This is a genomic window from Candidatus Pantoea edessiphila, assembly GCF_002933345.1.
Classification (GTDB): domain Bacteria; phylum Pseudomonadota; class Gammaproteobacteria; order Enterobacterales; family Enterobacteriaceae; genus Pantoea_C.
In genome coordinates this window covers 12,917-26,144 of the sequence record NZ_PDKR01000001.1, presented here as the reverse complement: position 1 = coordinate 26,144, position 13,228 = coordinate 12,917, and the positions used below count along the sequence as shown (strand labels likewise).

Annotated in this window: 12 protein-coding genes; 4 read left to right on the top strand and 8 right to left on the bottom strand. The window is 26.1% G+C overall.

Annotated elements, in window-relative coordinates; all coding sequences use genetic code 11:
• Positions 1-9: 9 nt before the first annotated feature.
• The 4 genes from lipA to CRV09_RS00205 form a co-directional block, all read right to left on the bottom strand.
• Complete coding sequence (lipA, locus tag CRV09_RS00220) at positions 10-915, bottom strand: lipoyl synthase (RefSeq protein WP_136132142.1); 906 nt, start codon at positions 913-915, stop codon at positions 10-12.
• 52 nt (positions 916-967) lie between these two features.
• A complete protein-coding gene (gene lipB, locus CRV09_RS00215) occupies positions 968-1,603 on the bottom strand; it encodes a lipoyl(octanoyl) transferase LipB (protein WP_136132141.1) in 636 nt (211 codons plus the stop codon).
• Between the two features lie 497 nt (positions 1,604-2,100).
• Positions 2,101-2,310, bottom strand: a complete 210-nt coding sequence (gene cspE / locus CRV09_RS00210) for a transcription antiterminator/RNA stability regulator CspE (protein WP_006118399.1) — start codon at positions 2,308-2,310, stop codon at positions 2,101-2,103.
• Between the two features lie 659 nt (positions 2,311-2,969).
• Entirely contained in the window at positions 2,970-4,253 is a 1,284-nt protein-coding gene (locus CRV09_RS00205) for a serine/threonine transporter (RefSeq protein WP_136132140.1), read from the bottom strand.
• Positions 4,254-5,281: 1,028 nt separating this feature from the next.
• On the opposite strand from CRV09_RS00205, the gene secB reads away from it, so the two are divergent.
• From secB to pfkA, 4 genes are all read left to right on the top strand, one after another.
• Complete coding sequence (gene secB / locus CRV09_RS00200; protein WP_136132139.1) at positions 5,282-5,731, top strand: protein-export chaperone SecB; 450 nt, start codon at positions 5,282-5,284, stop codon at positions 5,729-5,731.
• A 467-nt stretch (positions 5,732-6,198) separates the two neighbouring features.
• The gene (cysE, locus tag CRV09_RS00195; protein ID WP_136132138.1) at positions 6,199-7,014 is read left to right on the top strand and encodes a serine O-acetyltransferase; all 816 of its coding nucleotides are present in this window, start codon (positions 6,199-6,201) and stop codon (positions 7,012-7,014) included.
• A 276-nt stretch (positions 7,015-7,290) separates the two neighbouring features.
• The gene (fieF, locus tag CRV09_RS00190) at positions 7,291-8,175 is read left to right on the top strand and encodes a CDF family cation-efflux transporter FieF (RefSeq protein ID WP_136132137.1); all 885 of its coding nucleotides are present in this window, start codon (positions 7,291-7,293) and stop codon (positions 8,173-8,175) included.
• 189 nt (positions 8,176-8,364) lie between these two features.
• Positions 8,365-9,327: a 6-phosphofructokinase gene (pfkA, locus tag CRV09_RS00185; RefSeq protein WP_136132136.1), complete on the top strand. Its 963-nt coding sequence runs from the start codon at positions 8,365-8,367 to the stop codon at positions 9,325-9,327.
• Between the two features lie 28 nt (positions 9,328-9,355).
• On the opposite strand, the gene tpiA is transcribed toward pfkA, so the two are convergent.
• From tpiA to hslV, 4 genes are all read right to left on the bottom strand, one after another.
• Positions 9,356-10,120, bottom strand: a complete 765-nt coding sequence (gene tpiA / locus CRV09_RS00180; protein WP_136132135.1) for a triose-phosphate isomerase — start codon at positions 10,118-10,120, stop codon at positions 9,356-9,358.
• A gap of 158 nt (positions 10,121-10,278) precedes the next feature.
• On the bottom strand, positions 10,279-11,025 hold the full coding sequence (gene fpr / locus CRV09_RS00175) for a ferredoxin--NADP(+) reductase (protein ID WP_136132134.1): 747 nt from the start codon (positions 11,023-11,025) through the stop codon (positions 10,279-10,281).
• A 290-nt stretch (positions 11,026-11,315) separates the two neighbouring features.
• Positions 11,316-12,653, bottom strand: a complete 1,338-nt coding sequence (hslU, locus tag CRV09_RS00170) for an HslU--HslV peptidase ATPase subunit (RefSeq protein ID WP_136132133.1) — start codon at positions 12,651-12,653, stop codon at positions 11,316-11,318.
• A gap of 11 nt (positions 12,654-12,664) precedes the next feature.
• Positions 12,665-13,195 carry an ATP-dependent protease subunit HslV gene (hslV, locus tag CRV09_RS00165; protein ID WP_136132132.1) on the bottom strand — a complete coding sequence of 177 codons (531 nt, stop codon included), beginning with the start codon at positions 13,193-13,195 and terminating at the stop codon, positions 12,665-12,667.
• Positions 13,196-13,228: the final 33 nt, after the last annotated feature.

Here is a 13,228-nt window from a genome sequence, read left to right as displayed (position 1 = left end):
TGTTAATATTCAATTAATATGCAATCCTCTATCTTGCCTATCAGCATAATAAGAAGATCTAATTAGTGGGCCACAAGCAGCATAAGTAAAACCCATAGATAACGCTTCTTTTTTTATATCATTAAATTCCTTAGGACTTATGTAGCGTTTTACTGGTAAATGTTTATGACTTGGTTGTAAATACTGTCCTACAGTTAACATAGTTACACCGTGACTACGTAGATCTTGCATTACTTTGATAATTTCAGCATTTGTTTCACCTAATCCTACCATTAACCCAGATTTAGATGGAATATTTGGATGATATTTCTTAAATTTTTCCAATAATTGTAAAGATTTTTTATAATTAGCACCAGGACGTATTTGGCGGTATATTCTTGGAACATTTTCTATATTATGACCAAATATATCAGGTGGTTGGTTATTTATAATCTTTAAAGCATGATTCATACATTTTCGAAAATCAGGGACTAATATTTCAATTCTAACGTTGGGACTATGTTTACGAATTGCAATAATACAATTAACAAAATGTTGTGCCCCACCATCAATTAAATCATCGCGATTAACAGAAGTAATTACTATGTACTTTAATCCAATAGCAATTACAGCATTAGCTAACCTATTAGGTTCATCAGGATCAGGCATAGAAGGATTTCCGTGTTTAACATCGCAGAATGGGCATTTTCTGGTACAGATTACTCCAAGTATTATAAATGTTGCTGTATTATTATTAAAACATTCAACAATGTTTGGACATGAAGCTTCTTTGCAAACTGAATTTACATTATTTTCATGCATAATAGCTTTAATATTATTAATACGAACTAAATTTGTAGGTAATTTAATTTTAATCCATTCTGGTTTAGATAGAGTTTCTTGATTTTCTATGTTTTTTATTGAAATTATTTTCATTGTTACTATATTTCTATATTAGACTTAAAATATTATGATTCAATAGTTTTTATTATTGATATTTAATATGTTGATAGTTCATTAGACTAGAAAATTCTAATATTAACAGAGATCTAACTTTATCGATATTAATATTTGGACAATAATTTTGTATTTTAGTCATTTTCATATCGGCATAACCACAAGGATTGATAATTAAAAATGGTTTTAAATCTACTGTTACGTTTAGCGCTAATCCGTGCAAGGAGCATCCATTACTGATGCGTAGTCCCAATGAACAAATTTTCTTGTTTTTTACGTAAACTCCGGGAGCATCTAAACGATTATGAGCTTTTATTTCAAAATAATTTAAAGTATTAATTACTGTTTTTTCTAATATACTTACTAGTTCCTTAACCTTTATTTTTTGACGTTTTAAATCAATCAAGACATACATTATTTGCTGTCCTGGACCATGATAGGTTATTTGACCACCTCTATCACTTTGAACAATTTTAATTAAACTAGGTTGTAAAATATGTTTACTTTTTCCTGTTCTGCCTTGAGTAAATATTGAATAGTGTTCCACTAGCCATATTTGATCGTAACTTCTTTGATTACGTTGACTTGTATATTGGTGCATTGCAATTGATATAGATTGCCAATCACACAAATTCAATTGACGTACTATTATAGAGTTAGTTGGCAATGGACTCCCTTTTTAAACTTTCGAAAAAATTATATTTCATAATAGAATTATACTATAATAATTATTTGGATAAAATACCACTAATTTAAATTACAATATAAAAATTATATTTATTAAATATTTTTTATTACTCGTTATAATTTACTATATATCATTAATAGCAATAATAATTGTTATTCACAATAAAATATTTCTATGCAAATAAATATTAATTATTTGATTAAATTTCATAGAAAATTTAGTTATAAAATAATTGGTTTATCAAAATAAATTTAGTAAAAATGTGATTCAAGTGATAGGACTTTATTATTCTTCTGTTAATATTACTATAAATGATAAATGCTAGTCATATTAATTCAAATATTAAAAAATATATGAAAAACTTGGAAAAATTAAAATAGTTTGGTGTATATTATAATAAAATTATATTGAATTATTAATTTAAAATAAAACCCGCCTAATTACGGCGGGTGGTTGTAGTGTTTCTGACTGTTAAGTTAAAGACTGATAACGTTAGCAGCAGATGGGCCTTTTGCGCCGTCAGTAATTTCAAACTCAACTCTTTGACCTTCAGCTAGAGTTTTGAATCCGTTACTCTGAATAGCAGAGAAATGCACAAATACATCTTTGCTACCATCTTCAGGAGTAATGAAACCGAATCCTTTTGATTCATTAAACCATTTAACATTACCTTTGATCTTAGACATCTAATATTACCTTTACTTGAAAAAAAATAACACTATCACTGTATTAATATTCAGTACAGCAATTGTAAAAAATACATAATTTAAATCTATCTATACTTTAAAAGTATTAATATTAATTATATTTTTAATTATTATTTTTTTGAATAATTCAGTACCCTCCTTTTTGATTTTATATTAAATTTATATTTAAATTTTTAATACTAAATGTTTCTAACTATTACACAAAATAATATTTAATTCAAATAAAATATTTACATTATGTCTTAATAAAATTTTCAAATTAGCTGCCATTATACCATACATTATAAATAAGTGTACTCTATCAAGTTGAAAAAATATAGTTATTATTAATTAATATTTTTTATAATTAATAGAATAAATTATTCACTGTACTGAAGTATTTATTAATAAATCATAAAAATCAATAAGTTTTATAAAACAGTATCCAATATAATATATATTTTAAATATTATTTTTAAATATGCCCATAAATTTAGTTAAAATAATTAAGACCATTAATATAGTATTAAACATATTCAATAATATTAAAAAATAATTTAAATTAGTATCTTTTTATTATGATCATTTTATTATATTAAATAATATAATAACAAATCATTTAATAAAATTTAATATTTTATTAAAATTTTTAAATATAATTAATAAAAAAATGAATAAAAAATTGCAGAAATTGCAGTTAAACCAATAAATACAACAAATAAATTAACAAAATTATTAGAATATTTGCACATAATTGGAACTTTTTTAATTGCATATATTGGCATTAAAAATAAAATTACTGAAACAATTGGTCCCCCTAAAATTTCTATCATTTTTAAAATATTGGGATTTAATGTAGCTACAAACCAAGTTGTTGTTAAAATAAAAAATGAAGTTATATAATTTATCCGTTTATTGTTTACATTTTTACCTAACTTGCGTAGTAATTTATCTATTATTCCATTAAGTCCTTCTCTAGCTCCTAAATAATGTCCAAGAAATGATTTAGTAATTGCTATAATAGCAAGAGGTGAACCCAACCAATCTATCACTGGTGCATTAAAATGATTTGTAAGATATGTTAATACAGTAATATTTTGTTTTTTAGCAATATTTAAATCTTCAGAAGATAAACTAAATACACAGCTAAAAACGAAGAACATAACTGTTATTATCATTAATAAATGTGCATAAGCAAGAATACGTGAACATTTCTTTTCTGCATATTCTCCATATTCAGATCTTTTTGCTAAAGCAAAAGAAGATATAATAGGTGAATGATTAAAAGAAAAAACCATAACTGGAATAGCTAACCATAATGTAATCCAAATATTATTGGTTTGATGAAAATTTAAAGTTTCTAAGGTAGCTCTTTGCCAATGTGGCATCAAATAAAATGATATTAAAATCAATGAAATAATAAATGGATAAACTAATAAATTCATTACTTTTAATATTATTTTTTCACCAAATCTAAATATTAGCATCATTAGCACAATTAAAATGAATGATAATAACCCTCGTGGTGGAGGTATTATTTTTAATTGATTTAAAATAAAACTATTTAATGTATTGGTCATAGCTACACTATACATCAATAGAGTAGGATATATAGATAAAAAGTAAAATAACGTTATAATATTACCTATATGAGTACCGAAATGTTCTTCTACTACTTCAGTAATACCTCCTGAAGGATTATTTCCAGATAATACAAATCTTGTTAATGCTTGATGAGAAAAAAAAGTTAAAGGAAAAGCAATAATAGCCATAATAATTAATGGAATCAAGCCTCCAATTCCTGCATCAATAGGTAAAAACAATACTCCAGCACCAATTGCTGTTCCATATAATCCCATTAACCAGGTAGTATCAGTTTTATACCACCCTTTTTTAGCTGCCGTATTAATATTACTTGACGTGCTTATTTGAGTGGTTTTCATTAAATACTCCGATAAAATCTTATAAGTTTTATTTAATTTAAAATAGTTATAATATATTAAATGATTTTTTCCATTATTTAATAATGATATTAATTTATAAATACACTATTTTACGGTGATTAAAATATTATTGTATATTATAATATTATATTTTAATATAAAATAATTTATATTAAGGTTGATATCGTATTTTATCATTTCTAGAAAAATATAAATATATATAATCAAATATTATTATCAAATTAAATATCAATTAAACTCATTAATTAGTCATTAATAAGTTTTTTAAGATAAATTTTATAAATTATAATATTATTTTTTAATTAACAAATATAATTCACTCTATTTTATGATAATCATGAAAATAAAAATATATAAAATTTATTATAATTTTGTATTTAATATATAAAGTATGACTAATATTTTATAATACTTTATTAAACTATAAAAATATTTCAATATCATTACATATTGATTCAATAAAATTATTCAGGATTAAATAAATACTTTAATGTAATTTTAATAACTTTGATATAATAATTAACATTTATTATTATTTTATTTTTACAATTTTTACATTACAATTAATTAATATATTTAGTTTTTATAAAAAATAAATATATTTTAATATCAAATGTATTATTATGATTTTATAAAATAAAAAATTACAATATATTAGATATGTTTAAATTTTTATTATTTAATAATTATAAATAATATATTAATAAAGTAATTAATTTAAAAATTAATAAATTAATAATAAAAGTAAGAATATTTATCTAGTTAACAGTATAAGATGTAAAATATTAAAAGTAGAATATATATAATAAAAAAACATAAGATAAAACGAAATAAAAAAACAAAAAATGATTCAACGTAAGGGTTATAAAACATTAACTCAAATGTTTATTAACGAAAAACATACATATAAGAGGTTATGATGATTTATTTTAAGCTTGATAACAATAAAAGCTTAACTTTACTTTCTTTATAGTTTTATCAAAATTTTAATTTCAAGGTATGACTATATGTCAAATTACAATATTAATGAAATAAAATTTCAAATTAATCGTATATATGTTAAAGATATTTCATTTGAAGCAGCAAATACACCGAAAATCTTCCATAAAGATTGGAATTCAAATTTTAAATTAGATGTATATACTTCTTCTTATCAACTATCTAGTAAATTATTTGAAGTTGTATTAGGATTGACTGTAACCGCTAGCATGGATAAAGATATTGCATTTATTTGCGAAGTAAAACAAGCTGGAATATTTAATACAAATAGTATCCATGACTCTCAAATCATATATTTTTTAGGAGTATATTGTCCAACAATTCTGTTTCCTTATGGAAGTGAATGTATTTCTAATCTAGTTACACGTGGAACATTTCCTCAGATAAATTTAGCACCTATTAACTTTGATGACCTTTTTCATAAACAATCTAAAGGAACACTAAAAAAAGATAATTGATTTATAATAGAAATACAAATTATATATAAGTTTTATAAATACATGTATTAATGAAATTAATATTATACATAGATAGCAAACAAAAATGTAAATTTGATATTTTCATTTATTATTAGATATATTGCTTTAATTTTGAGCGCGTTAATACAAATTATTTTTTATATTTTATAATTAACGATACATGTTATTTGATAAAAATTTTCTATTGATTATATTATGATATAATAAATTATGCTAAATAAAACTGTTGATTTAAACTAAACATACTAATATTTTTATATTTAAAATATATGTATTTTAAACCGTTTTTACCAAGATTGCTATATAAATAAAATTTATGGTTTTATATTGGTTACTGTTTGATTAATTGTTTATTATTCAATCTTTAACAAAAAGAAATAAAAAATTTTAATAGTATAAATATAATTTTGTAATTAATAATTAAAATTTTATAGGAAGTAAAATATATGTTTTTTGATCTATTAGAAATAATTTGGACTCATATAAAATCGGAAGCTTTTATTATATCTAATCGTGAGCCGATACTTGCTGATTTTTATTATAAGACATTACTTAGGCATGAAAATTTCATTAATGCACAGAGCTATATTTTAGCTAATAAACTGTCCAATTTTATAATGCCTACCATTAATATGCAAGAAATAATAAAAGAAGTATATAATGATGATATATCTATTATTATTTCTTCTGCTTATGATATACAAGCTATACTTCAACGTGATCCAGCAGTCAATAAATATTCAGTCCCTTTGCTTTACCTAAAAGGATTTCAAGCATTACAATTATATCGTATTAGTCATTGGCTGTGGAATAAAGGTAGATATACCTTAGCAGTTTATTTACAGAATGAAATTTCTACCTCTTTTAGTGTAGATATTCATCCTGCAGCAAAAATTGGTCATGGTATTATGCTTGATCACGCAACAGGAATTGTTATTGGTGAGACAGCAGTGATTGATAATGATGTTTCAATATTGCAATCAGTTACTTTAGGAGGCACTGGTAAAGTAGTAGGAAATAGACATCCAAAAATTCACGAAGGTGTAATGATTGGAGCCGGTGCTAAAATTCTTGGCAATATAGAAATAGGAAAAGGCGCTAAAATTGGTGCTGGTTCAGTAGTATTGAAAAATATACCACCAAATACTACTGCTGCTGGTATTCCAGCTCGGATTATTGGTAAATCAGGTAGCAAAAAACCATCCATGGAAATGGATCAATATTTTAATAGTTTAGAATTTCAACTTGGCGATGGTATCTAATTCAAATTATATTTCGAAAATTATAATCAATAAATTAAATAAACATTAATATAGTGTCTATAATTATAGATTAATATATTAGTATTAATATTTTAATATCAATAGTTAACAATGAATTGTATTCATTAAGTCAATTGTATCTTTACCTTACGTATAGATGTCAGTTTAACTTAAAAGAAATAATTAAGACTAAATTATTTTATTAATTTAAATCATAATACTTTTTATTAATTTAAATAATAACCTTATTTAATTTAAAAAAATAAAGAGCTTAAAATGCAACAATCTTATTGCCAATTAGTAAAACTAGCCGCATTAGTAGCTACTATTTTTTCATTTATATTATTTATTATAAAGATTTTTTCATGGTGGTATACTGAATCAGTAAGTTTACTTGCTGGTTTAATTGAATCAATAGTTGATATCACTGCTTCTTTGATCAACTTATTAATTGTACGTTATTCATTACAACCTGCAGATTCTGAGCATATGTTTGGTCATGGGAAAGCTGAATCATTAGCTGTATTAGCACAAAGTATGTTTATTTCTGGTTCTTCTCTTTTACTTTTTCTTACAGGTATAAAATATCTTATATCACCGACTGTCGTTCATTCTTTAGGTATTGGAATTATTGTTACAATAATTTCGCTTATTTCTACTTTAATTTTAGTATTTTTTCAAAGATGGGTGGTTCGTAAAACTGGTAGCCAAGCAATTCGTGCTGATATGTTACATTATCAATCAGATGTCATTATGAATTGTTCAATTTTAATTGGTCTTGTGTTAAGTAGTTATAACTTTATTCATGCTGATGCATTGTTTGCTTTAGGAGTTGGTTTATTTATTCTTTGTAGTGCATTAAAAATGGGATATAATGCAATTCAATCGCTATTAGATCGTGTTTTGCCAGAAACAGAACGTTTAAAAATTTTGGCAATACTAGATAAATGGCCTAACATAAAAGGTATCCATGATTTGCGTACGCGCCAATCAGGATCAACTAGATTTATTCAATTTCATTTGGAATTAGAAGATCATTTAACACTTTCACAAGCGCACGACATATCTGATTTAATAAAAAAAGCCCTACTTATAGAATTTCCAGGTTCGGATATAATGATTCATCAAGATCCATATTCTGCTGCAAATTTTAGTAAATAATTTCATAATTTATTGAATATCACTTTAATTAAGATTAGCGAAATAATTTCTTATAAAAAATTATAGCTTTTTCTAATTATCATTATTAACTTAAATAATAATTATTATTATATTATTTGCAATAATAAATACCAAATCAATAATAATATATAGATTTTTCAAAAATATCATTTTTAAATAGAGGTTATTATGATAAAAAAAATTGGTATACTAACTAGTGGTGGTGATGCACCAGGGATGAATGCAGCCATTCGTAGTATTGTACGTTCTGCATTAAGTGAAGGATTAGAAGTTTGTGGCATTTACGATGGTTATTTAGGTTTATATGAAAATCGCATGATTAATCTTGATCGCTATAGTGTGTCTGATGTGATTAATCGAGGTGGTACTTTTCTTGGTTCTGCTCGATTTCCTAAATTTATTAACGAAAAAATCAGACAAATTGCTATAAAAAATATGGAAAAATCAGATATTGATGCCCTAGTAGTCATAGGGGGCAATGGATCTTATATGGGTGCCATAAAAATGACTGAAATGGGTTTTCCTTGTATAGGACTTCCAGGAACTATCGATAATGATATACCTGGAACCGATTATACTATAGGATATTTTACTGCACTTGAAACTATAGTACAAGCTATTGATCGTTTAAGAGATACTTCGTCTTCACATCAACGTATTTCTATTGTTGAAGTTATGGGTCATTGCTGTGGAGACTTAACATTAGCAGCTGCTATAGCTGGTGGTTGTGAATTTATTGTAATACCCGAAATGCCATATATTCGTGAAGAATTAGTAAAAGAAATTAAAATAGGTATAGCTAAAGGTAAAAAGCATGCAATAGTTGCAATTACTGAACATATTTGCGATATAAATGATTTAGCATTTTTTATTGAATCAAAAACTAAACGAGAAACTAGAACTACTGTATTAGGACATATCCAAAGAGGAGGTGCTCCTTGTGCATACGATCGTATCTTAGCTTCACGTATGGGTAATTATTCAATTCAATTACTAATGCAAGGTTATGGTGGACGTTGTATAGGCATCCAAAATGAAAAAATGGTTCATTACGATATTACAGATACAGTTAAAAATATGAAGCGTTCATTTAAAAGAGATTTATTGAAAATTGCCAAACAACTTTACTAAATAATTAAAATAAAAATATTTATGTTGTTTAAATTAATTTTGATGCTTGAGCTATTTTAACAATTTTTGAAAACACTGAAGCATTCAATGAAGAATTTCCTACTAATAATCCATCAATGTCTGGTTTGCTAATTATTTCAGCAGCATTTTTTTCATTAATAGAACCACCATATTGAATAATTAATTTTTTAGCAATGTTCATATCGTATGTTGCAATGTAGTCTCGAATGAACTTGTGAACAGATTGTATTTGTACTGGAGTAGGACATCTTCCTGTTCCAATTGCCCAAATTGGTTCATAAGCAATAACTGCATTTTCAAATGCTTGAACTCCTTGATTATCCAATACAGATGCAAGCTGTAATTTACAAATTTCTTTTGTTTTACCTGTTTTATTTTGAGTTTCATTTTCACCAATACATAAAATTGGGATCAGATCAAACGATTTTATTATTGAATATTTTTTTGATATATAATTATCATCTTCTTTATGATAATTACGACGTTCAGAATGACCAACAATAACGTATTGTACCCCTATTTCTTTTAACATTTCTATCGAAACATCACCTGTATAAGCTCCACATAAACTTATATCTACGTTTTGAGCACATATTTTAATATTATCTGATATAACTTTACTTACTCTGTCTATGTAGAGAATAGGTGGTGCAACTGCAATATGACAATTTTTTATATTAAATAGTTTTTGATTAAGCTGATTAATCAATGAGTTCACCATTAAGTTACTTCCATTTAGCTTCCAATTTCCTATAATTAATGGATATTTCATTAAAAATTCCTATTTTATATCTAAAGATAATCATTGTATAATGAATAACATTGACAAGCAACCTAAACAATATTTTATTGCTAACAATTTTAGATATTATTGCTTAATAATTTATTTAAAATAATTAAATAGATACTACTTAATTGGTATGCAATTAACTACCAATAATTTTCACTGGTTATATGCCCGCATTTTTCTTTTAAGTTTAATTCCATTCCGCGAGTATCTTTTAACAAATTTTTAGTTTCATATACCATTGCAGGGTTACCACATAACATCACGTGACTATTTTTACAATTTATATTCAATCCTATTGACTTTTCTAACTCTCCATTAGAAATTAAATCAGGTATACGACCATGTAAGGAGCCAAATATTTTTTCTCTGCTTACTATTGTTTTAACTTGTAACTTCCCGTTATATTTTTTTTGTAAACTATTTATTAAATTAGTAAAACTTAAATCTGCAAAATACCTGACAGCATGAACAAGTATTATATTTTGAAAACGCTCTAATCCTTTTCCATATTGCAAAATGGAAAGATATGGTCCGATAGCAGTACCAGTTGAAATCATCCATAGTGTTTCGCATTGAGGAATTGAACTTAAAACAAAAAATCCGCTAGCTTTTTTTGTTATTAATAATTTTTTACCTGGTTGTAATGAACGTAAATATGGACTCAGTTTTCCTCCGGATACCATAGTTAGATAAAATTCCAATATTTTATCGTTAGGAGCATTGACATAAGAATAAGCTCTTTGTATACGTTTACCGTTAAAATTTAATGCTATTTTAGCAAATTGACCAGCTACAAAAGAACAAATAGGCGCTTCAACTCTAAGACTGAATAAAATATCTGTCCAATTCTTTATCTCATAAACTTTAGCATCAACCCAATCAGACATATAAAAACCTTTTCAAAATATCATTAATAAATTTTAACAAATAATAAATCTGGATTAAGTTTACAATAACATTAAATAAATTTCAATATATTATATATAATATATTGAAATTATAACAATTTAAGCTGATTTAAATATTAACTCAGCTGTAATTTAGAATAAATGTTTTAAAATCAAAAATTATAAATCAATTATGTTTTTGCTATGAATTAGTTAGCAATAAAATATTCATTTTTTAGATAAATGATTTATATTATAATAATTAACAAATAATTCTATAAATTAATATGTCATAATATGAAACGACTTAGATCTTCATTAGATATCAATTGATCTAGATGTTTTCCAACATATTCTGCATCAATTGTTACTGATTCACCTTTGCGATCAGTAGCATTATAAGAAATATCTTCCATCAGACGTTCAAGAACGGTATGAAGGCGACGTGCACCGATATTCTCAGTTGTTTCATTAACATGCCATGCAGCTTCTGCTATTTTACATATACTATCATCAGTAAAATCTATGTTTACACCTTCAGTATTAATTAAAGCTTTATATTGCATAGTAACTGAAGCATTCGGCTCAATCAGTATTCGTTTAAAATCATTTACAGTTAAAGCTTTTAATTCAACACGAATTGGTAATCGACCTTGAAGCTCAGGAATAAGATCAGAAGGACTAGTTACTTGAAAAGCACCAGAAGCAATAAATAAAATATGATCAGTTTTTACCATTCCATGTTTAGTAGATATAGTACATCCTTCTACTAAAGGTAAAAGATCACGCTGTACACCTTCACGTGATACATCTGGTCCTCCAATATTTTGACCACCAAATTTACAAATTTTATCTATTTCATCAATAAAAACAATTCCATGCTGTTCAACAGCTTCTATAGCATTTTGTTTTAATTCTTCTGGATTTACTAATTTACTCACTTCCTCTTCTATTAACAATTTCATAGCTTCTTTTATCTTTAATTTTCGAGATTTTTGTTTCTGAAATCCTATATTTTGAAATATAGATTGTAATTGATTTGTCATCTCTTCCATACCTGGTGGTGCCATTATTTCTATACCTAAAGATGCCATTGCTAAATCAATTTCAATTTCTTTATCAGCTAACTGACCTTCTCGTAGTTTCTTTCTGAAAGATTGTCGTGTTGCAGAAGGTTCATTTTTTTGTTCTGTTTGACCCCAATTACTTTTAATTGGAGGAACTAATACGTCTAAGATACGTTCTTCAGCTAATTCTTCAGCTCGATATTTATTTTTTTCTATTGCTTGACTACGTACCATCTTGATAGCTGAATCAGTTAAATCACGAATAATAGAATCAACTTCTTTACCTACATAACCTACTTCTGTAAATTTTGTCGCTTCAACCTTAATAAAAGGTGCATTGGCCAACTTTGCTAATCGACGTGCTATTTCTGTTTTTCCTACACCAGTTGGTCCAATCATTAGGATGTTTTTAGGTGTTACTTCGTGACGTAATTCCTCATTTAGTTGCATACGCCTCCATCTATTGCGTAACGCAATAGCTACAGCTCTTTTAGCACTATCCTGACCTATTATAAAGCGATTTAATTCTTTAACAATTTCACGAGGAGTCATTTCGGACATAATTAAAATCCTTACGTCTTGAACGGTAATTCTTCAAAATTAACGTTATGATTGGTATAGATGCATATATCACCAGCGATACAAAGTGCTTTTTCAACTATATTTCTAGCATCTAATTCAGTATTTTCTAATAAAGCACGTGCTGCAGCTTGTGCAAACGCACCTCCGGAACCGATAGCGATTAAATCATTTTCTGGTTGAATTACATCTCCATTACCACTTATAATAAGTGATGATGATTCACCAGCTACTGCTAACATAGCTTCAAGACGTCTTAATATACGGTCAGCACGCCAGTCTTTTGCCAATTCAACAGCTGCTTTAACTAAATGACCTTGATAAGTTTCTAGTTTTCGTTCAAATAGTTCAAATAAATTAAAAGCATCTGCAGTACTACCTGCGAATCCAGCAATTACCTTATCGTTATAAAGACGACGTACTTTCTTAACATTGCTTTTCATTATAGTATGACCAAGAGTAGCTTGACCATCACCGCCAATTACTACTTGGCTGTTACGTCTGACACTTACTATTGTTGTCACAGGTAGATTTCCTTGTCACATTCAGTCAAGAAG